This window comes from Roseateles sp. (assembly GCF_039595295.1).
In the GTDB taxonomy this organism is placed as follows: domain Bacteria; phylum Pseudomonadota; class Gammaproteobacteria; order Burkholderiales; family Burkholderiaceae_C; genus Roseateles.
The window spans coordinates 70,439-90,688 of record NZ_JBCNLU010000017.1 but is presented as its reverse complement, the minus strand read 5'-3'; the positions used below and the strand labels follow the sequence as shown (position 1 = coordinate 90,688).

The 20,250-nt window shown below is 67.6% G+C and carries 22 protein-coding genes; 11 read left to right on the top strand and 11 right to left on the bottom strand.

Annotation, left to right across the window (positions count from 1 at the left end):
- Nucleotides 1-75: 75 nt before the first annotated feature.
- The 9 genes from tsaD to ABDW59_RS14280 form a co-directional block, all read right to left on the bottom strand.
- Nucleotides 76-1,134 (bottom strand): tRNA (adenosine(37)-N6)-threonylcarbamoyltransferase complex transferase subunit TsaD, encoded by a 1,059-nt coding sequence (gene tsaD / locus ABDW59_RS14320; RefSeq protein WP_343630508.1) that lies wholly within the window; start codon nucleotides 1,132-1,134, stop codon nucleotides 76-78.
- Nucleotides 1,135-1,228: 94 nt separating this feature from the next.
- Nucleotides 1,229-1,567, bottom strand: coding sequence for an ISC system 2Fe-2S type ferredoxin (gene fdx, locus ABDW59_RS14315; protein WP_343630507.1), 339 nt, complete (start codon nucleotides 1,565-1,567; stop codon nucleotides 1,229-1,231).
- Nucleotides 1,568-1,624: 57 nt separating this feature from the next.
- A complete protein-coding gene (hscA, locus tag ABDW59_RS14310) occupies nucleotides 1,625-3,493 on the bottom strand; it encodes a Fe-S protein assembly chaperone HscA (RefSeq protein ID WP_343630506.1) in 1,869 nt (622 codons plus the stop codon).
- Nucleotides 3,494-3,582: 89 nt separating this feature from the next.
- Nucleotides 3,583-4,104, bottom strand: coding sequence for a Fe-S protein assembly co-chaperone HscB (gene hscB, locus ABDW59_RS14305; RefSeq protein ID WP_343630505.1), 522 nt, complete (start codon nucleotides 4,102-4,104; stop codon nucleotides 3,583-3,585).
- A 79-nt stretch (nucleotides 4,105-4,183) separates the two neighbouring features.
- A complete protein-coding gene (iscA, locus tag ABDW59_RS14300; RefSeq protein WP_067067084.1) occupies nucleotides 4,184-4,507 on the bottom strand; it encodes an iron-sulfur cluster assembly protein IscA in 324 nt (107 codons plus the stop codon).
- A gap of 10 nt (nucleotides 4,508-4,517) precedes the next feature.
- On the bottom strand, nucleotides 4,518-4,925 hold the full coding sequence (iscU, locus tag ABDW59_RS14295; protein WP_343630504.1) for a Fe-S cluster assembly scaffold IscU: 408 nt from the start codon (nucleotides 4,923-4,925) through the stop codon (nucleotides 4,518-4,520).
- Nucleotides 4,926-4,993: 68 nt separating this feature from the next.
- Nucleotides 4,994-6,214, bottom strand: coding sequence for an IscS subfamily cysteine desulfurase (locus ABDW59_RS14290; RefSeq protein ID WP_343630503.1), 1,221 nt, complete (start codon nucleotides 6,212-6,214; stop codon nucleotides 4,994-4,996).
- A 58-nt stretch (nucleotides 6,215-6,272) separates the two neighbouring features.
- Nucleotides 6,273-6,806, bottom strand: a complete 534-nt coding sequence (locus ABDW59_RS14285) for a Fe-S cluster assembly transcription factor (RefSeq protein ID WP_091724267.1) — start codon at nucleotides 6,804-6,806, stop codon at nucleotides 6,273-6,275.
- Between the two features lie 164 nt (nucleotides 6,807-6,970).
- Complete coding sequence (locus ABDW59_RS14280) at nucleotides 6,971-7,441, bottom strand: low molecular weight protein-tyrosine-phosphatase (protein WP_343630502.1); 471 nt, start codon at nucleotides 7,439-7,441, stop codon at nucleotides 6,971-6,973.
- 164 nt (nucleotides 7,442-7,605) lie between these two features.
- Here ABDW59_RS14280 and ABDW59_RS14275 point away from each other — a divergent pair, with 164 nt between their 5' ends.
- On the top strand, nucleotides 7,606-9,291 hold the full coding sequence (locus ABDW59_RS14275) for a rhodanese-like domain-containing protein (protein ID WP_343630501.1): 1,686 nt from the start codon (nucleotides 7,606-7,608) through the stop codon (nucleotides 9,289-9,291).
- Nucleotides 9,292-9,360: 69 nt separating this feature from the next.
- On the opposite strand, the gene uvrB is transcribed toward ABDW59_RS14275, so the two are convergent.
- On the bottom strand, nucleotides 9,361-11,529 hold the full coding sequence (uvrB, locus tag ABDW59_RS14270) for an excinuclease ABC subunit UvrB (protein ID WP_343630500.1): 2,169 nt from the start codon (nucleotides 11,527-11,529) through the stop codon (nucleotides 9,361-9,363).
- A 168-nt stretch (nucleotides 11,530-11,697) separates the two neighbouring features.
- On the opposite strand from uvrB, the gene ABDW59_RS14265 reads away from it, so the two are divergent.
- The 7 genes from ABDW59_RS14265 to ABDW59_RS14235 all read left to right on the top strand — a co-directional run bounded on the left by ABDW59_RS14265 (nucleotide 11,698) and on the right by ABDW59_RS14235 (nucleotide 17,369).
- A complete protein-coding gene (locus tag ABDW59_RS14265) occupies nucleotides 11,698-12,900 on the top strand; it encodes an amino acid aminotransferase (protein WP_343630499.1) in 1,203 nt (400 codons plus the stop codon).
- Nucleotides 12,901-13,203: 303 nt separating this feature from the next.
- Nucleotides 13,204-14,526: a polyhydroxyalkanoate depolymerase gene (gene phaZ / locus ABDW59_RS14260; protein ID WP_343630498.1), complete on the top strand. Its 1,323-nt coding sequence runs from the start codon at nucleotides 13,204-13,206 to the stop codon at nucleotides 14,524-14,526.
- 74 nt (nucleotides 14,527-14,600) lie between these two features.
- Nucleotides 14,601-15,233, top strand: coding sequence for an electron transport complex subunit RsxB (gene rsxB / locus ABDW59_RS14255; protein ID WP_343630526.1), 633 nt, complete (start codon nucleotides 14,601-14,603; stop codon nucleotides 15,231-15,233).
- A 41-nt stretch (nucleotides 15,234-15,274) separates the two neighbouring features.
- Complete coding sequence (gene nth, locus ABDW59_RS14250; RefSeq protein WP_343630497.1) at nucleotides 15,275-15,913, top strand: endonuclease III; 639 nt, start codon at nucleotides 15,275-15,277, stop codon at nucleotides 15,911-15,913.
- Nucleotides 15,914-15,991: 78 nt separating this feature from the next.
- Nucleotides 15,992-16,282, top strand: a complete 291-nt coding sequence (locus ABDW59_RS14245; RefSeq protein WP_343630496.1) for a cell division protein ZapB — start codon at nucleotides 15,992-15,994, stop codon at nucleotides 16,280-16,282.
- The gene (locus tag ABDW59_RS14240) at nucleotides 16,279-16,620 is read left to right on the top strand and encodes a cell division protein ZapA (RefSeq protein ID WP_343630495.1); all 342 of its coding nucleotides are present in this window, start codon (nucleotides 16,279-16,281) and stop codon (nucleotides 16,618-16,620) included. Before ABDW59_RS14245 ends, ABDW59_RS14240 begins: the two co-directional genes overlap by 4 nt.
- A gap of 311 nt (nucleotides 16,621-16,931) precedes the next feature.
- Nucleotides 16,932-17,369 carry an EVE domain-containing protein gene (locus tag ABDW59_RS14235; protein ID WP_343630525.1) on the top strand — a complete coding sequence of 146 codons (438 nt, stop codon included), beginning with the start codon at nucleotides 16,932-16,934 and terminating at the stop codon, nucleotides 17,367-17,369.
- Nucleotides 17,370-17,433: 64 nt separating this feature from the next.
- Here ABDW59_RS14235 and ABDW59_RS14230 read toward each other — a convergent pair whose 3' ends face one another.
- Nucleotides 17,434-18,453: a diguanylate cyclase gene (locus ABDW59_RS14230; protein ID WP_343630494.1), complete on the bottom strand. Its 1,020-nt coding sequence runs from the start codon at nucleotides 18,451-18,453 to the stop codon at nucleotides 17,434-17,436.
- A 427-nt stretch (nucleotides 18,454-18,880) separates the two neighbouring features.
- Between ABDW59_RS14230 and rpsU the strand changes: the two genes are divergently transcribed.
- The 3 genes from rpsU (at nucleotide 18,881) to ABDW59_RS14215 (ending at nucleotide 20,044) form a co-directional block, all read left to right on the top strand.
- Nucleotides 18,881-19,093 carry a 30S ribosomal protein S21 gene (gene rpsU / locus ABDW59_RS14225; RefSeq protein ID WP_012346814.1) on the top strand — a complete coding sequence of 71 codons (213 nt, stop codon included), beginning with the start codon at nucleotides 18,881-18,883 and terminating at the stop codon, nucleotides 19,091-19,093.
- 124 nt (nucleotides 19,094-19,217) lie between these two features.
- On the top strand, nucleotides 19,218-19,664 hold the full coding sequence (locus ABDW59_RS14220; RefSeq protein WP_343630493.1) for a GatB/YqeY domain-containing protein: 447 nt from the start codon (nucleotides 19,218-19,220) through the stop codon (nucleotides 19,662-19,664).
- 38 nt (nucleotides 19,665-19,702) lie between these two features.
- Entirely contained in the window at nucleotides 19,703-20,044 is a 342-nt protein-coding gene (locus ABDW59_RS14215) for a TIGR01244 family sulfur transferase (RefSeq protein ID WP_343630492.1), read from the top strand.
- Nucleotides 20,045-20,250: the final 206 nt, after the last annotated feature.

The window sequence follows — 20,250 nt, the reverse complement described above, 5'->3', positions numbered from 1 at the left end:
CCATCCCGGCCGCCACGTTCGTCACAGCCGCCGCAGCCATCACGGCGATCCGCGCCGTCGCCCTCCCCGTCCGCTTCACAGCTGCGCGGGGCTGGCGATCTGCGACAGGTCCCAGCGCGGCTTGACCTCGAAGCCGCCGCCTCGGGTCAGATTCGCCATGTCGCGCCGCAGACGCAGCGCGGCGGCGAGCGCGATCATCGCGCCGTTGTCGGTACACAGATGCAGCTCGGGATAGTGGACGCGCACGCGGCGCTTCTCACAGGCCGCGTTCAACTGCTCGCGCAGATGCTTGTTGGCACCGACGCCGCCCGCCACGACCAAGCGCTTCAGGCCGGTCTCCTTCAGCGCCAGCATCGCCTTCTTCACCAGCACCTCGACGATGGCCGCCTGCGTCGACGCGGCCAGGTCGGCGCGCTGCTGCTCGGCGATGCCTCCCGGCTGCGCCTCCAGCTTGCGGACCTGCGTCAGCACCGCCGTCTTCAGGCCGGCGAAGCTGAAATCCGGCTTGCCGCTGTGCATCAGCGGGCGCGGCAGCGCGAAGGCCTCGGCATGACCCTGCTCCGCGAGCTTGGACAGATGCGGGCCGCCGGGGTACGGCAAGCCCAGCAGCTTGGCGGACTTGTCGAAGGCCTCGCCGGCGGCGTCGTCGATGGTCTCGCCGAGCAGCTCATAGCTGCCGACGTCGTCGACCCGCATCAGCTGCGTATGGCCGCCGGACACCAGCAGCGCGACGAAGGGGAACTCCGGCGGATCGGCCGACAGGAAGGGCGACAGCAGATGCCCCTCCAGGTGATGGATGCCCATCACGGGCCGATCCAGTGCGGCGCCCAGCGAGGCCGCGACGCCTGCGCCGACCAGCAGCGCGCCGGCCAGACCCGGCCCCTGCGTATAGGCGACGACGTCGACATCGGCCAGCGACAGACCGGCGCTCTCCAGCACCTCGCGCGTCAGCGGCAGCACGCGGCGAATGTGGTCGCGCGAGGCCAGTTCGGGCACCACGCCGCCATAGGCCTGGTGCATCGAGATCTGGCTGTGCAGCGCGTGCGCGAGCAGCACCGGCACGCCGTCGCCGGAGGCGTCGACCAGGGCCACGCCGGTTTCGTCGCAGGAGGATTCGATGCCGAGAACGCGCATGGGGTCAGGGATTTCGCTTCTTCAGTCCCGCCAGCCAAGGGCCGCGGCAGCCGCTGTGATCGCTCGCCACGAACAGGCCAGCGATGGATTCATGTCAATGATTCTCTTTGGCGTGGTTGATCGAGTACTTGGGGATCTCGACCGTCACGTCCTTGTTGGAGAGGATGGCCTGGCAGGACAGGCGCGAGTTGGGCTCCAGGCCCCAGGCGCGGTCCAGCATGTCCTCTTCGTTCTCCTCCATCTCGGAGAGCGACGCAAAGCCCTCGCGCACGATCACGTGGCAGGTGGTGCAGGCGCAGACCTGATCGCAGGCGTGTTCGATGTCGACGTGGTTGTCGAGCAGCGCCTCGCAGATCGTGGTGCCGGGAGGCGCCTCGATGCTCTTGCCCTCGGGCGCGTACTCGGGATGAGGAAGGATCTTGATGACAGGCATGGGGTGTCCTTGAAGCTGGCGGCGAGGCGTGCGGTGCGCGATGGCGTCGGCTGGCGTTCAGATCTGGTCGAGGCTGCGGCCGGTCAGGGCCTGCTGGATGCCGCGGTTCATGCGCGCGGCGGCGAAGGCTTCGGTGCCCTTGGCCAGCGCCTCGACGGCGGCGTCGATGGCATCGGCGTCGGCGACCGCGTCCTCGGCTTGCGCCTTGGCCAGCAGGTCGGATTGCAAAGCGGCGATCTCGGCGCGCTCGGCATCGCTGAGCAGATCGCCGTCGGCGCGCAGCGCGGACTGGGTCGCGAGGATCATGCGCTCGGCCTCGACGCGGGCCTCACGCAGCTTGCGCGCGGCCATGTCGGATTCAGCGCTGGCGAAGCCCTCGCGCAGCATGTTGGCGATCTGGTCGTCGGACAGGCCGTAGCTGGGCTTGACCTGCACCGCGGCCTCGACGCCCGAGCCCAGCTCGCGCGCGGAGACGCTCAGCAGGCCGTCGGCGTCAACCTGGAAGCTGACGCGAATGCGCGCCGCACCGGCAGCCATCGGCGGAATGCCGCGCAGCTCGAAGCGCGCCAGCGAGCGGCATTCGCTCACCAGCTCGCGCTCGCCCTGCAGCACGTGGACCGCGAGCGCGGTCTGGCCGTCCTTGAACGTGGTGAAGTCCTGGGCCTTGGCCACGGGAATCGTCGCGTTGCGCTCGATGATGCGCTCGACCAGGCCGCCCATGGTCTCCAGCCCGAGGGACAGCGGAATCACGTCCAGCAGCAGGATCTCGCCGTCGGCGCTGTTGCCGGCCAGCTGATTCGCCTGCACCGACGCGCCCAGCGCCACGACCTCGTCGGGATTCAGATTCGTCAGCACCTCGCGGCCGAAGAGCTCGCCCACGACGCGGCGCACGATGGGCATGCGGGTGGAGCCGCCGACCATCACCGTGCCCTGCACCTCGTCCGCGGCGACCTTGGCGTCGCGCAGCACGCGGCGCACCGCCGTCAGCGTCTTGTTGACCAGCGGCAGCGCCAGCTCGTCGAACTGCGCGCGCGAGACCTCCACGTTCAGCGCGCCGGCATCGAGCGCGGCGCTCAGCGTCACGCGCTCGTTGTCGGTCAGGCCTTCCTTGGCCTGGCGCGCAGCGACCAGCACGCGACGCTTGTCGGCGGCACTGCTGATGCTCAGACCCGCCTGCGCGAGGGCCCAATCGGCCAGCAGTCGATCGAAGTCATCACCGCCGAGCTGCGCATCGCCGCCGGTCGCGACGACCTCGAAGACGCCCTGGGTCAGGCGCAGCAGCGAAATGTCGAAGGTGCCGCCGCCCAGGTCGTAGACGGCGTAGAGTCCCTCGCTGCCGTTGTCCAGCCCGTAGGCGATCGCAGCGGCGGTGGGCTCGTTGATCAGGCGCAGCACGTTCAGGCCCGCGAGCTGCGCGGCATCCTTCGTGGCTTGGCGCTGCGCGTCGTCGAAGTAGGCCGGGACCGTGATGACGGCGCCGAACAGGTCGTCATTGAAGGTGTCCTCGGCGCGCTGGCGCAGCGTCGCCAGGATCTCGGCGGAGATCTCCACCGGAGACTTCAGGCCCTCGCGCGTGGAAAGGCTCAGCATGCCCGGCGTGTCCTCGAAGCGATACGGCAGCTTGTCGCGATTGGCGATGTCGTCGACGCGGCGGCCCATGAAGCGCTTGACCGAGACGATGGTGTTTTCGGGATCCTCGGCCTGCGCGGCCAGCGCGTCGAAGCCGAATTGGCGGCGCCCCTCGGGCATCACGCGCACCGCCGACGGCAGGATCACGCGACCCTGGTCGTCAGGCAGGCATTCGGCGACGCCATGGCGCATCGCGGCGACCAGCGAGTGGGTCGTGCCCAGGTCGATGCCAACGGCGATGCGACGCTGATGCGGATCAGGCGACGCGCCGGGCTCGGAGATTTGCAGCAGGGCCATGGTGTCTTGTCTTGTTCTTCGAATGTCGGATCAGAAGATCGGGAGGTCGAGGGATCTGAGCGTCAGGGGCCGGGCGAACCGGACGGCACTCACGAGGGCTCGGTCGCCTCCAGGCGTCGATCGATGTCGGCACGGAAACGGGTCAGGAACATCAGCGCGCGCACGGACTCGGCCGCGCCGCGGGCGTCGTTCTCGTCGTCGAGCTGACGCCCCGCCTTCGCGAGCAAGGCGCGCTCGCGGTCGGCGACCTGCCGGTCGATGGCCAGGATGGCGTCGGGCGTCTTGGCCTCGTCAAGCGACTCGCGCCACTCCATCTGCTCCATCAGGAACGCGGCCGGCATGCGGGTGTTCTCGTTGGCCTGGATGGGCGCGCCGCGCAGCTCGCACAGATACGAGGCGCGCTTGAGCGGATCGCGCAGGCGCTGATGCGCCTCGTTGACGCGCAGCGCCCATTGCATGGCCAGACGCTGCGAGGCCGCGCCGTCCGCCGCGAAGCGGTCCGGATGCACCTTGGCCGCCAGCGCCTTCCAGCGCTGCGCGATCTCGGCGCCGTCCTGTGCGAAGCGCTGCGGCAAGCCGAACAAACTGAAATCGTCGTCGTCGAGTTTCATGAACCCAGTCGCTCCAACGGCGTCGGACGCGCCAATGAAAAGGCGCGGCACCCGGCCGCGCCCTCGTTCGCCGCCGACCTCAGATGCGGAACGATTCGCCGCAGCCGCAGCGGTCCTTCTCGCGAGGATTGCGGAACTTGAAGCCCTCGTTCAGGCCCTCGCGGACGAAGTCCAGCTCGGTGCCGTCCAGGTACGGGAGGCTCTTGGGGTCGATCAGCACCTTCACGCCATGGCCCTCGAAGATCACGTCCTCGGGCGCCACTTCATCGGCGTACTCCAGCTTGTAGGCCAGGCCCGAGCAGCCGGTGGTCTTCACGCCCAGGCGCACGCCGACACCCCGGCCACGCTTGGCGATGTATCGCGTGACGTGACGGGCGGCGGCTTCGGTCAGGGTGACGGACATCGGGCGGACCTCAGGCAGCGGTCGCGTCGGCGGTCTGACCGTGCTTGGCGCGGTAGTCGTCGACGGCGGCCTTGATGGCGTCCTCGGCCAGGATCGAGCAGTGGATCTTCACCGGGGGCAGAGCCAGCTCCTCCGCGATCTGGTTGTTCTTGATCGACAGCGCCTGGTCCAGGGTCTTGCCCTTGACCCACTCGGTGACCAGCGAGCTCGACGCGATCGCCGAGCCGCAGCCGTAGGTCTTGAACTTCGCGTCCTCGATCAGCCCGGTCGACGGATTGACCTTGATCTGCAGCTTCATCACGTCGCCGCAGGCGGGCGCGCCCACCATGCCGGTGCCGACGGACTCGTCGCCCTTGTCGAAGCCGCCCACGTTGCGGGGGTTCTCGTAATGGTCGATGACCTTGTCGCTGTATGCCATGTCAGTTCTCCAACAACTTGTTCTTGAGGATCAGAGGGGGTCAATCAAGTGCATTCAATGAGGGGCGCTCAATGCGCGGCCCATTGGATGGTGCTGATGTCGACGCCTTCCTTGTACATGTCCCACAGCGGGGACAGCTCGCGCAGCTTGGCGACGCGGTCCTTCAGCAGCGAGACGGCGTAATCGATCTCTTCCTCGGTCGTGAAACGGCCGATGGTCATGCGCAGCGAGGAATGCGCCAGCTCGTCGCTGCGGCCCAAGGCGCGCAGCACGTAGCTGGGCTCCAGGCTGGCCGAGGTGCAGGCCGAGCCCGAGGACACCGCGATGCCCTTGATGCCCATGATCAGCGACTCGCCCTCGACGTAATTGAACGAAGCGTTCACGTTGTGCGGGACGCGGCGTTCCAGGTCGCCGTTGATGAAGACCTGCTCGATGTCCTTCAGGCCGTCCATCAGGCGTTGCTGCAGCGCCTTGATGCGGGGCAGTTCGGTGGCCATTTCCTCGCGGGCGATGCGGAAGGCCTCGCCCATGCCGACGATCTGGTGCGTGGGCAGCGTGCCCGAGCGCAGGCCGCGCTCATGACCGCCGCCGTGCATCTGCGCCTCCAGGCGCACGCGCGGCTTGCGGCGCACGTACAGCGCGCCGATGCCCTTGGGGCCGTAGCTCTTGTGCGAGGCCAGGCTCATCAGGTCGACGGGCAGCGTGTTCAGGTCGATCTCGACCTTGCCGGTGGCCTGCGCGGCGTCGACGTGGAAGATGATGCCCTTCTCGCGGCACAGCGCGCCGATGGCCGGGATGTCCTGGATCACGCCGATCTCGTTGTTCACGAACATGACCGAGATCAGGATGGTGTCCGGGCGGATCGCCGCCTTGAGCACGTCCAGGTCGAGCAGGCCGTTTTCCTTGACGTCCAGATAGGTGACCTCGAAGCCCTGGCGCTCCAGCTCGCGCGTCGTGTCCAGCACGGCCTTGTGCTCGGTCTTGACGGTGATCAGGTGCTTGCCGCGCGACTGGTAGAAGTTGGCGGCGCCCTTGATGGCGAGGTTGTTGGACTCGGTGGCGCCGGAGGTCCAGACGATCTCGCGCGGGTCGGCGCCGATCAGCTTGGCGACTTCGACGCGCGCCTTCTCGACGGCCTCTTCCGCCTCCCATCCCCAGGCATGGCTGCGCGATGCCGGATTGCCGAAATGCTCGCGCAGCCACGGGATCATCGCGTCGACGACGCGCGGATCCACCGGCGTCGTCGCGCCGTAGTCCATGTAGATGGGGAAGTGCGGGGTCATGTCCATGGGAACGTTCTTCTTGTCGACTACTGATTCAGACCGGTAAAGAGGACCTGGGCCTGGCTTACTTGCTCATCGCGTTGCCGAGCGCGAACACGGAATTCGGCGCGGTGATGCGGATGGGCTTGACGACCGGGGTGCTGGAGATGGCGCGCTTGACGGGCGCCTCCTCGACGGTCACGCCCTTGGCGAGCTGGTCGTCGACCAGTTTGCGTAGCGTCACCGAGTCCAGGAACTCGATCATCTTGTTATTGAGCGCCGTCCACAGGTCGTGCGTGATGCAGCGGCCGTTGTCGTCGCCCATGCAGTTTTCCTTGCCGCCGCAGCCGGTGGCGTCGATGGGCTCGTCGACGGCGACGATGATGTCGGCAACGGTGATTTCATCGGAGCGACGGCCCAGCGAATAGCCGCCGCCGGGACCGCGGGTGCTTTCGACCAGCTGATGGCGACGCAGCTTGCCGAACAGCTGTTCCAGATAGGACAGCGAGATCTGCTGGCGCTGGCTGATCGCGGCCAACGCGACGGGGCCGCTGTTTTCGCGCAGGGCCAGATCGATCATCGCGGTGACGGCAAAACGACCTTTGGTGGTGAGACGCATCGAACTTCTCCTTGGCGCCCTATGGGCTTCAGGACATGGAGGCGGCGGCTCGGCGGGTGCCGGGTCGACTCACGGAGCAGGGTTTCCCCTGCAATGTCCGAGCATTTTACTCAATTAAGGCGGAGCTTGCTCGGGTTACCCCCGACCGGGTTGCGGAGCTGGGCTCAGCGCAGGCGCGCGGCGGCGATTTGCGCTAGGCCCCGGCAGCCCTGCTCGATCAAATCGAGCACATGCTGGAAGCCGTCCGGACCGCCGTAATAGGGGTCCGGGATCTCGATCTCACCCGGAAGCAGGGAGATCTTGTGCCGGAGCGCGGCGGGGCAGCGCTTGAGCAGCTCTTTCAGGTGGCCGCGGTCCATGGCGACCAGCAAATCGAAGCGCTCGACATCATCGGGGCGCAGTGCGCGCGCCCGTTGATCGCAGAGTTCATAGCCCCTGCGCCGGGCGTGGTCTTGCGAGCGGTCGTCCGGCGCCTCGCCCGCATGCCAGCCCTGGACACCGGCCGAGTCGATCAGCACGCGATCCGCCAAGCCCATTGATGCGAGCCGGTGGCGAAGCACGCCTTCGGCGGTCGGGGAGCGGCAGATGTTGCCGGTGCAGATGAAGAGGATTGACAGGGCGGGCTTGGCGAGCATGGGGCGGGATTGTCGCCGCCTCGAGGTGGGCCAACCCCTGATGCGGAGATGCCAAGCACGACGCCCCGCGTCTAAGGTTCCTCGCTTTGATTCGTTTCTCGTCCGGACCCATCCCTCTAGCCTCAAGCCCTCCCCCATCCCCGCTCGCGCCCGAGAACGAAGCCATGTCCGTCCTGAACACCGATTCCCCGACCACGACGCCCGAGCTGCCGCGCCCGGCCGCACCCCGGCACCCGGTGGCGCTGCCCACGCGCACCGTCGCCGACGTGCGCGCCGCGCTGCTGGCGCGAGTGGAGATCGCGTTGCTCGACGTGCGCGGCGAAGCGGCCTATGCGACCGGCCACCCGTTTTGGGCAGCAAATCTCGCCGCCTCCCGGCTCGAGCTGGACGCCTGGGGCCGGCTGCCTCGGCGCGACGTGCCCATCGTGGTCTACGACGACGGCGAAGGCGTCGCCGCGCCGTCCGCGCGCAAGTTGCAGGCGCTGGGCTACACCGACGTGGCACTGCTCTCCGGCGGACTGGACGCCTGGTGCGAGGCGGGTCTGGAGCTCTTCCGCGACGTCAACGTCCCGAGCAAGGCCTTCGGCGAGCTGGTCGAGGCGCGCCGACATACGCCCTCGCTGTCCGCCGACGAGGTGCGCGCGCTGATCGTTCGGCGCGCCGATGTGGTCGTGCTCGACGTGCGCCGCTTCGACGAGTACCGGACCATGAGCCTGCCCGGCGCCATCAGCGTGCCGGGCGGCGAGCTGGTGCGCCGCGCGCGCGATCTGGCGCCCAATCCGGCGACGACCATCGTCGTGCACTGCGCCGGCCGCACGCGCAGCCTGATCGGCGCGCAGTCGCTGATCGACGCCGGCATCCCGAATCCCGTCTTCGCGCTGCGCAACGGCACCATCGGCTGGACGCTGGCGGGACTCGCGTTGGCGCATGGCCAAGGGCGCTCGCATGAGGACACGCCAGTCGGCGACCTGAGCGCGGCCCGCGAAGGCGCCGGCGCCCTCGCCGCCCGCTCGCGTGTGCGCCGCATCAACGACGCGACGCTGAACGAGTGGCTCGCCGACACGCGCCGCACGACCTATCGATTCGACGTCCGTGGCGCGAGCGAGTACGCGCGTGGCCACCGGCCCGGATTCCGCCACGCGCCGGGTGGCCAACTCGTCCAGGAAACCGATCACCACGCGCCGGTGCGGGGCGCACGACTCGTGCTCAGCGACGACGACGGCATTCGCGCGCCGCTCGCAGCCGCCTGGCTGGCGCAGATGGGATGGGAGGTCGCGGTTCTGCCGCCCGACGAAGCGGCCCACACGGCGACCGGCCCTGACGTCGCGCCACAGCCGGACTCCCCTCCCGTGGCGACGGTGACGCCGGCACAGCTCGCCGAATGGCGCGCCGCCGACGCGGACCGCGAGCGTCCTGAGACCGTCGTCATCGACGTCGCGCCGAGCATCACTTACCTGGTTCGTCACATTCCCGGCGCCTGGTGGAGTCCGCGCGCTCGGCTCTCCGAAGCGCTGCGAACGGTGATCCCGCCGTCGCGCCGAGTGGTGCTGACGGGCAACCTGGGCGTGCTGCCGCGCTTCGTGGCGGCGGACCTCGCCGCCGAGCTGGCGACGGAGGGTCGAGAGCTGTTGGTCCTGGAGGGCGGCACCACGGCCTGGTTCGACGCGGGCCATCCGATCGAATCGGCCAATCCGCGTCTGGCCTTCCCGCGCGACGACCGCTATCGCCGCCCCTACGAGGGCATCGATCACCCGCATGCGGCGATGCAGGCCTACATCGATTGGGAGTTCAGCCTGCTCGCGCAACTGGACCGCGACGGCACCCACTTCTTCCGGGTCGCCGAGGAGTGATGCGTCGCGGCGGGCCAAACCCGCCGCGGCGAGTCAGCGCCGCCAGGAGAGAGGCTCGCAGGGTGGGGATTACCGCCCGCCCCGCGCCGACGAAATCGCCACGATGTTGTCGTGCGCCGATCCGCCGAAGGCTTGCTCCTTGAGCTGCGCCAGCTGGTCCCGCAACCGCGCGGCCTTCTCGAACTCGAGATTGCGCGCGTGCTCCAGCATCTGCTTCTCCAGCTGCGTGATGCGCTTGCTCAGGTCCTTCTCGCTCATCGCCTCGACCTCGGCGGTCTCCGCGATCACCTTCGCATCGTCGCGGCCCGGCTTGTCGCTGTAGACGCCGTCGATCAGGTCGCGAATGCGCTTGACCACGCCGCGCGGCGTGATGCCGTTCTCTTCGTTGAACAGGATCTGCTTGGCGCGACGACGCTCGGTCTCGCCGATCGCCTTCTTCATCGACTCGGTGATCCTGTCCGCATACAGGATGGCCTTGCCGTTCACGTTCCGCGCCGCCCGCCCGATCGTCTGGATCAGACTGCGCTCGGCGCGCAGGAAGCCTTCCTTGTCCGCGTCCAGGATCGCCACCAGCGACACCTCGGGAATGTCCAAGCCCTCGCGCAACAGGTTGATGCCCACCAGCACGTCGAAGGTGCCCAAGCGCAGGTCGCGCAGGATCTCCACCCGCTCCACCGTGTCCACGTCGGAGTGCAGGTAGCGCACCTTCACGCCGTTGTCGCTCAGGTACTCGGTGAGCTGCTCCGCCATGCGCTTGGTCAGCGTCGTGATCAGCACCCGCTCATTGATCTGCACGCGGTCGCGGATCTCCTGCAGCACGTCGTCGACCTGATGCACCGCCGGCCGCACCTCCACCACCGGATCCACCAGACCCGTCGGCCGCACCAGCTGCTCGACCACCGCGCCGGCCTGGCGCTTCTCGTAATCGCCCGGCGTCGCGCTGACGAAGATGGCCTGGCGCATCTTGCGCTCGTACTCCTCGAACTTCAGCGGGCGGTTGTCCATCGCCGAGGGCAGCCGGAAACCGAATTCCACCAGCGTGCTCTTGCGCGCCTTGTCGCCGTTGTACATGGCGCTGAACTGGCCGATCAGCACATGACTCTCGTCCAGAAACATCAGCGCGTCCGGCGGCAGATAGTCAACCAGCGTGGGCGGCGGATCGCCCGGCTGTGCACCCGACAGGTGGCGCGTGTAGTTCTCGATGCCCTTGCAGTGACCGACCTCCTGGAGCATCTCCAGGTCGAAACGGGTGCGCTGCTCCAGCCGCTGCGCCTCGACCAGCTTGCCCTCCTTGATGAAGAAGGCGACCCGCTCGCGCAACTCCTCCTTGATCGTCTCGATCGCGGCCAGCACGCGATCACGCGGCGTCACGTAATGACTCGACGGATAGACCGTGAAGCGCGGGATCTTCTGGCGGATCTGCCCGGTCAGCGGATCGAAGAGCGTCAGCCCCTCCACCTCGTCATCGAAGAGCTCGATCCGCAGCGCCAGCTCCGAGTGCTCGGCCGGGAAGACGTCGATGGTGTCGCCGCGCACGCGGAAGTGACCGCGGGTGAATTCCATCTCATTGCGCGTGTACTGCATGCGCGCCAGCTGCTGAATCACGTCGCGCTGGCCGACCTTGTCACCCACCCGCAGCGTCATCACCATCTGGTGATAGTCGCTCGGGTTGCCGATGCCGTAGATCGCCGACACCGAGGCCACGATCACCACATCCCGCCGCTCCAGCAGGCTCTTGGTGCAGGACAGCCGCAACTGCTCGATCTGCTCGTTGATCGCGCTGTCCTTCTCGATGAACAGATCGCGCTGGGGGACGTAGGCCTCGGGCTGGTAGTAGTCGTAATAGCTGACGAAGTACTCGACCGCGTTCTTCGGGAAGAACTCGCGGAACTCGCTGTACAGCTGCGCCGCCAGCGTCTTGTTGGGCGCGAACACGATGGCCGGACGCCCCAGCCGCGCAATCGTGTTGGCCATCGTGAAGGTCTTGCCCGAGCCCGTCACGCCCAGCAGGGTCTGGAAGCTCTCCCCATCGTTCACGCCCTCGACCAGCTGCTGGATGGCGGCCGGCTGGTCGCCCGCCGGCGGATAAGGCTGGAAGAGCTGGAACGGGGAGCCTTCGAAAGCAACGAATTCGCCCTTCGGCGGCTCGCTCGGGACCAGGGTGGCCACGTCCGCGTCAGAGGCGGTTTTCCCTTTGGCGACGGGGGTTGCGGGTTTGGCGGCGGAGGATCGGCTCATCAGGGTTTCCCAGGGGCAACGCGTGTTCCCTGCCTACAATCGGCGGGCTTCGCTGGGCGCTCAGGAGGCGCCTCGGGCGTCAGGACGCGACAGCGTAGCGCAGCCGGACGGGTTTCTCCGGATCCGGCCCTCTCCGCTCTTGCCAACGCACTGTCAGGAAAGCCTCTCATGTCCCTGTTCGCCGCCGTCGCCATGGCCCCCCGCGACCCCATCCTGGGTCTGAACGAGCAATTCAACGCCGACTCGAATCCCAACAAGGTCAACCTGGGCGTGGGCGTCTATTACGACGACAACGGCAAGCTGCCGCTGCTGGCCTGCGTCGCCGCCGCGGAAGCGCAGATGCAAGCCGCCCCCAAACCGCGCGGCTACCTGCCCATCGACGGCATCGCCGCCTATGACGCCGCCGTGCAAGGCCTGGTCTTCGGCGCCGACAGCGACGTGCTCAAGAGCAAGCGCGTGGCGACGGTCCAAGCCCTGGGCGGCACCGGCGGCCTGAAGATCGGCGCCGACTTCCTCAAGCGCCTGAACCCGGACGCCAAGGTGCTGATCTCCGACCCGTCCTGGGAAAACCACCGCGCGCTGTTCACCAACGCCGGCTTCCCGGTCGAGACCTATCCCTACTACGACGCCGCCAACCGCGGCATCGACTTCGCCGCCATGCTGGCCGCGCTGAACGCCGCCCCGGCCGGCACGGTCATCGTGCTACACGCCTGCTGCCACAACCCGACCGGCTACGACCTGACGCCCGAGCAGTGGTCGCAGGTCGTCGCCGCAGTGAAGGCCAAGAACCTGGTCCCGTTCCTGGACATGGCCTATCAAGGCTTCGGCGAAGGCATCGCCGAAGACGGCGCCGTGATCCAGCAGTTCCTGTCGGCCGGCCTGGACTTCTTCGTCTCGACCAGCTTCTCCAAGAGCTTCTCGCTCTATGGGGAGCGCGTCGGCGCGCTGAGCGTGGTCTGCGCCTCGGCGGAAGAGGCGACCAAGGTCTTGAGCCAGCTCAAGATCGTCATCCGGACCAACTACTCCAACCCGCCGACGCACGGCGCGCAAGTCGTGGCCACCGTGCTGTCCACGCCCGCGCTGCGCGCCCAGTGGGAGGAAGAGCTGGCCGGCATGCGCGTGCGCATCAAGCAGATGCGCGAGGCGCTGGTCGCCGAGCTGAAGGCCGCCGGCATCACCGACGACCTGAGCTACGTCACCCGCCAGAAGGGCATGTTCAGCTACAGCGGCCTGTCCGCCGAGCAGATGCAGCGCCTGCGCGGAGAGTTCGGCGTCTACGGCGTGGACTCGGGCCGCATCTGCGTGGCCGCGCTCAACAGCAAGAACCTCAAGCCGGTCGCCGCCGCGATCGCCGCTGTCAAGAAGGCGTGAGGCGCATGAGGCGCCGGCGTCTTCGGGTGCCGACGTCGTTCGCACATCCGCCGAAGATGCGCTGATCGCACGATCCGCGTTCGCTCTCGGGGCCGCCCCGCCGCAAGCGGGCCGGCCCTGCGCATTTATGGCGCATTGGCCGGGTTCAAGCCCCTCTTCCGGCCTTGCACGCCGCGCCGGCGACACACACTTCCGCAAGTCGGGACCTAGAATTGCTGCGTTGCACAACGTGCACGTCGACCGGCGGTCCCGCAGTCCCTCTTCCGGTTTTCGCCAGCCTCCCTCCCCTCACGAGGTCGCCAGATGCTCTATCAGCTTTATGAAACGCAGCGCGCGCTGCTGAGCCCGTTCGCCGAATTCGCCAGCGCCTCGGCCAAGCTGTACAGCCACCCGCTCTCCCCCTTCGCCCACACGCCGCTGTCGCACCGCGTCTCGGCCGGCCTGGACCTGATGCACCGTCTGGCCAAGGAATACGAGAAGCCGGAGTTTGAGATCACCAGCGTCGAGGTCGACGGCGTCGACGTCGCGGTCCAGGAGCTGGTGGCGCTGGAGCAGCCCTTCTGCCGCCTGCTGCGCTTCAAGCGCTATACCGACGATTCCAAGGTCCTGGAGAAGATGAAGGCGCAGCCGACCGTGCTGGTCGTGGCGCCGCTGTCCGGCCACCACAGCACGCTGCTGCGCGACACCGTGCGCCAGCTGCTCAAGGACCACAAGGTCTACATCACCGACTGGACCGACGCCCGCATGGTGCCGCTCGAGGCCGGCGCCTTCCACCTCGACGACTACATCTATTACGTGCAGGACTTCATCCGCCATGTCGGCGAGGACTGCCATGTGATCTCGGTCTGCCAGCCGACGGTGCCGGTGCTGGCGGCGATCTCGCTGATGGCCTCCAACGGCGAGACCACGCCGCGCTCGATGACCATGATGGGCGGCCCGATTGACGCGCGAAAGAGCCCGACCGCGGTCAACAACCTGGCGATGAACAAGAGCTACAGCTGGTTCGAGAACAATGTCATCTACCGCGTCCCGACCACGTATCCGGGCGCGGGCCGCGAGGTCTACCCCGGCTTCCTGCAGCACACCGGCTTCGTGGCGATGAACCCCGATCGCCACCTGAGCTCGCATTACGACTACTTCCTCGACCTGATCCGCGGCGACGACGACAACGTCGAGTCCCACCGCCGCTTCTACGACGAGTACAACGCCGTGCTGGACATGCCGGCCGAGTACTACCTGGACACGATCAAGACGGTCTTCCAGGATTTCGCGCTGGTCAACGGGACCTGGGAAGTGGGCGGCCAGCTGGTGCGTCCGCAGGACATCAGCGGCACCGCGCTGCTGACCGTCGAGGGCGAACTGGACGACATCTCCGGCGCCGGCCAGACCAAGGCCGCGCACGAGCTGTGCAGCGGCATCGCGGCCAAGGACCAGGTCCATTACGACGCGATCGGCGCGGGCCATTACGGCATCTTCTCGGGCCGTCGCTGGCGCGAGAAGGTCTATCCGGTGATCCGGGACTTCATTGCCAAGTACGATGCGGCCCCGTTGCACAAGCCCGCCGCGGCCAAGCGCGCCTCTGGTTCCCGTCCGGCGGCGCGTCGCACGCGCAAGCCGACCGAGTGAACCCCTCTTCCGTCGCCCCGACCGACTCGACCTCCGCCGCCTCGCCCCAGGCCTTCGACGACCTCGTCGAACGCCTGAATCTGGCGCTGCCGCAGACGCAATGCACGCGCTGCGGCTACCCGGACTGCCACTCCTACGCCCACGCCATCGCGCGCGGCGAGGCGGCCATCAACCAGTGCCCGCCCGGCGGCGCCGAAGGCATCGCGCGGCTTGCCGCGATCACCTCGCGCGCGCCGCTTCCGCTCAACCCCGAGCACGGCGTCGAAGGCCCGCGCCGTTTGGCCGTCATCGACGAGGGCTGGTGCATCGGCTGCACGCTGTGCATCAAGGCTTGCCCGGTGGACGCGATCGTCGGCGGCAACAAGCAGATGCACGTCGTCATCGACGCCGACTGCACCGGTTGCGAGCTCTGCATCCCGGTGTGCCCGGTGGACTGCATTTCCCTCACCGACGTCACGCCTGGCCGCAGCGGCTGGGCCGCGTGGAGCGATCCACAGGCCGAGCGCGCCCGGGCACGCTACCGCTGGCACGAGATCCGCGTCGCGCGCGACCAGCGCGAGAACGAGGAGCGCCTCGAAGCCAAGGCCGAGCACAAGCTCGCGAACCTCGAACAGGAATCCAAGCTGACCGAGCCCGCACAGCTTGACCGCAAGCGCGCGGTCATCGAGGCCGCTCTGGCCCGCGCCCGCGCCAAGCGCGGCGTTTGAACTTCGGCGATCCGCCCCGCGACACGTCACCCAACGCCGCCATGAACAAGACCCAGATCCGCGAGTTCTTCGAGATCCTGCGCGCCGCCAACCCCTCGCCGCAGACCGAGCTCGAATACGCCAGCGTGTTCGAGCTGCTGGCCGCGGTGCTGCTCTCGGCACAGGCCACCGACGTGGGCGTGAACAAGGCGACACGGCGGCTCTTCGTCGTCGCCAACACGCCGCGGAAGATTCTCGACCTCGGCGAGGAGAAGCTGGCCGACTACATCAAGACCATCGGCCTGTACAAGACCAAGGCCAAGAACCTGTATGCGACCTGCCGCATCCTGGTCGAGCAGTACGACAGCCAGGTGCCGCGCAGCCGCGAAGCGCTGGAGTCGTTGCCCGGCGTCGGCCGCAAGACCGCCAACGTGGTGCTCAACGTGGCCTTCGGCGAGGCCACGATGGCGGTCGACACGCACATCTTCCGCGTCGGCAACCGGACCGGACTCGCGCCGGGCAAGAACGTGATCGAGGTTGAGCAGCAGCTGCTCAAGCGCGTGCCCGAGGAATTCCTCGTCGACGCCCATCACTGGCTCATCCTGCATGGCCGCTACGTGTGTCAGGCACGTCGACCGCTGTGCGAGCGCTGCGCCGTGGTCGCCCAGTGCGACAGCGCGCCGATGGCCGCCGCGCGCTGACAACTTTCCGCTACTCGCCGACCGAAGGTCGGGAGGGCGCACGCCTACAATCCCGGCGTTCCGTCCGTCAGGGAAGTCATGTCAAGCATCAACGACCTCGTCGACCGCGTAGAGCGCCTGCTGGTGCGCCACGAGGAGCTCAAGCGCACGAACTCGCTGCTCGAGCAGCAGGTCCAGGCGCTCACCCTGGAGCGCGACAGTCTGCGGTCGCGCCTGTCCGCCGCGCGCTCGCGCATCGATGCCTTGCTGGACCGCCTGCCGACGGAAGTCAACGACCTGCTCGACAGCGCCGAATCCACCGGCGCCGCTGCCTCTTCCGACAGCGGCGCGCCCCCCTCCTCCCCCGAATCCCGAAAGACAGGCGCATGAAGCAAATGGAAGTCACGATCATGGGCCAGAGCTATCTGCTCGGCTGCCCGGAAGGCGGCGAAGCCGCGCTGACCAAGGCCGTGGCCCGCGTCGACAAGGAAATGTGCGCCATCCGCGACGCCGGCCGCATCAAGGCCCGCGAGCGCATCGCGGTGCTGGCCGCGCTGAATCTGGCGTTCTCGCTGAGCGATTCCAGCGCCGGCGCGGACGGCCATGCAACGAATGCAACGTCTGGTGAAACCCGCGCGTCGGGCACGCCGGATGAAGCGCTACCCGATCTTGAAACGCTGATGAAGCGGCTCGACGAAGCCCTTGTTCAGGACGGGCAACTGCTGTGATCGCTCTCGCGCGGCGCGTAGAATCCAACCCGTCCACTGCGTTCGCGTGAGTTTTATATTTCCTTGAACCGATGCTCTCGCGAGCAAGGGCTTGGAACATTACTTGGCTGGTGTGAGCGTCTCGCGTCAGATGAACCCGAAGCCATGTTGACCTCGCCCACCTGTACCCCTTGGGTTCAGGAATGCGGCTCACGGCTCGCCGTGGACACCCTCTTCCCGAAACCGCGCTTCATGCGCGGTTTTTTCATGGAGCAGCCTTGAGCACCACCCCCTCCAAGGACGCGCCCGGCGGCGCCCGCCAGTACTGGCTGATGAAGTCCGAACCGGACGAGGCCTCCATCGATCACTTGCAGGCTGCAGGCGAGCTCCCCTGGACCGGCGTGCGCAACTACCAGGCGCGCAACTTCATGCGCGACGCGATGCGCGTCGGGGACGGCGTGCTGTTCTATCACTCGTCCTGCCCGGAGCCCGGCATCGCCGGCCTGGCCGAGGTCAGCAGCGCGGCCTACCCGGACGCAACCCAGTTCGATCCCGACAGCCCTTACTTCGACGGCAAGTCCAAGCGCGAGGAGCCGCGCTGGCTGCATGTGGACGTGAAGTTCGTGCGCAAGACCCGGCTGCTCAGCCTGGCGGACATGAAGCGCGATCCCGCGCTCGCGCAGATGCGCACGCTGCAGCCGGGCAACCGCTTGTCGATCACGCCGGTGACGCCCGAGGAATGGGCCCATCTGCAGAAGCTGTTGGCATGAAGGCCTGAAGACCTGAGGACCGGCCACCGCCTTGCCGGCCCCCGCCTCCGCCTCAGGCGCGGCCTCAGCCGCCGAGGCCGAAGGGAATCGACGCCAGCACGACCTGATTGCCGCCTCGACGCTGGGCTTCCTTGACCGCCATCTCGGCGGCGCCCAGCAGCTCTTCCTGGCGCGAGGCGGTGTGGGGGAAGCTGGCCACGCCCATCGACAACGACAGGCCCAGGTCCTGTCCATGCAGCACCACGATCTGCGAGTGGCATTGTCGGCGCAGCTGCTCCATCCGCGCATGCGCGGTCGCCAACCCCACGCCCGACAACAGGACCGCGAAGAGGTCGTCACCGATGCGGCAGGCCGCGTCCATCGCGCGGGTGTTGGCCCGCAGCATGCGTCCCAGCCCTTCCAGGAGGCTCTGACGCGCCTCCGCGCCCAGCGTCGCTTCGGCCGTCGACGGGTCCAGCGCGATCAGCACCAGCGTGAACTCGCGGTGCTCGCGGGTCGAGAGATCGATCTCGCGCAGCAGCTGATCGTCGAACTGCGCGCGCATGTACAGGCCCGAGGTCTCGTCCCGACCGCTGCCCTGCTGCAGCTCGCGGCGCATCTGCTCCAGCGACTTCTGCTGCTGCTCCAGCTGCTGAAGCGCGCGCTGCAGGTGTGTCTCGCGATGCCGCTCCTCGGTCTTGTCGCTCCACAGGGCCATCACGTGCTCCTGGCCAAGCGGGAAGCGCGTGACCATGAACTCGCGACGGCGGCCGCCGAATTCCAGGCGATGTTCCGAACTCACCACCGCGCGCTGCGCCAATGCGGCCTGCTCCGAGCGGCGCATGGCCTGGACCTCGTCGCTGCGCAGCAGGTCGGCGTCGGCCTGACCGACGATGCCGGCCTCGGCGCGGCCGAAGAGCTCGCCCATGCCCTGGCTGGCATAGACATAGCGACCCGTGGCCATGGATTTCACCGCGAGGCAGGCGCCGGTGGGCTCCAGCAGGCTGAGCAGGCCGACCGCGACGGCTGCCTGCTGCGGTCCCACCGATGCCAGCCAGGCATCGAAACTGGCGGGCGCTGGGGACGCGGCGGCTTGAAATTCCATGTGGCTGGCCAAGCCAGGGATGCCCCTGGCGGTCGAAAGGTGGATGAGGGAATGTAGAAGCGGACCTGGGCCCGGGCAAGTGCCGTCAGAGAGGTTCTGCGGTCACTCCCCCTAAGCTTGGGGCCAGGCATCCTAGCTCGCCCCCGACCGGCACGCCGGCTGCCCGCCGCCCACCAGTCGCCCCATTTACCGCCCGCTTCGGAGAAGGCGTGAAAATGTCACATCCAGTTACGCGAATTCATCGGCGCGAATGGCGATGACTTCGATCGGTCGATGTTGTGGTCGACGCTTGAAATTAAGGCTAGAATGCGCGTTTTGCTGGCAAACCCTGCGCGTCGATTCGGAAGTGGAATCCGGATATCCGCTTCGAAGTCCATGGAGACATGGACATCTCCAGCGAACACCGACCGCTATTTGAAGGAACTTCATGACCACCATTCGCGTCAAAGAAAACGAGCCGTTCGACGTCGCCCTGCGCCGCTTCAAGCGCACGATCGAGAAGCTGGGCCTGCTCACCGAGCTGCGCGCCCGCGAGTTCTACGAGAAGCCGACTGCCGAGCGCAAGCGCAAGAAGGCTGCCGCCGTGAAGCGTCACTACAAGCGCGTGCGCAGCATGCAGCTGCCCAAGAAGCTGTACTGATCCTCGCATCAGGATGCTTGGGCACCGGGAGCCGATCCAGAATCGCTCCCAACGCCCGAACGGCACGAAAGCCCGCGCAGGACGCTGCCGCGGGCTTTTTTGTTTTTGATTTCCAGGAGTCCCCATGAGCCTCAAAGCACAGATCACCGAAGACATGAAAACAGCGATGCGCGCCAAGGACAGCGAGAAGCTGGGCACCATCCGCCTGCTGCTGGCCGCCGTGAAGCAGAAGGAAGTGGACGAGCGCGTCGAGGTCGACGACGTGATGCTGGTCGCCATCGTCGACAAGCTCATCAAGCAGCGCAAGGATTCGATCAGCCAGTTCACCGCCGCCGGTCGCCAGGACCTGGCCGACAAGGAGAACGCGGAGCTCAAGGTGCTCGAGGCCTACCTGCCCCAGCGCCTGAGCGAAGCCGAGATCCAGGCCGAGGTCGCCGTGATCGTGGCCGAGCTGGGTGCCAAGGGTCCCGCCGACATGGGCAAGGTCATGGGCGCGGTCAAGGGCAAGCTGGCCGGCAAGGCCGACATGGGCCTGGTGTCCGCCGCGGTCAAGGCCGCGCTGGCGGGCTGAGCCGGTCTGTCGACCACCACTCCTCGGGAGCTTTCATCATGGAACTGACCGTCAACCAACTGACGCCCGAGTTCTGCGTCGCGCCGCAGCTGACGCCGGACGCCATGGCCGCGCTGGCCGCGGCCGGCTTCAAGAGCGTGATCAACAACCGCCCTGATTTCGAAGGCGGCCCGGATCAACCGACCAGCGAGCAGGTCCGCGCCGCCGCCGAGGCGGCCGGCCTGGTCTATCGCCACCTGCCGGTGCAAGGCGGCTACCAGTCGCCGGAAGAGATCGCCGCGATGCGCGCGATCCTGGACGAAGTACCCGCGCCGGTGCTGGCCTTCTGCCGCTCCGGCGCGCGCTCGACCAAGCTCTTCGCCGCCGCAACGCAGCTCTGATCCGCCGGCGGGCTTCACGCCCGTCCGACACAGCGCTCACACGCCCCGCCGCTTGGCGCGCCGGGGCGTTTTCATTTGCGCCACAGTCGCGCTGCGCGCTCGTCGGTGCTTTCCCGCAGCCACGCGCCGAATCAGCCTGCCGTCAGCGCCCGCTGGCTACAGTGCGGGTCTACACAAGACAAGAGCCTCGCCGTCAGAGGCTCGGA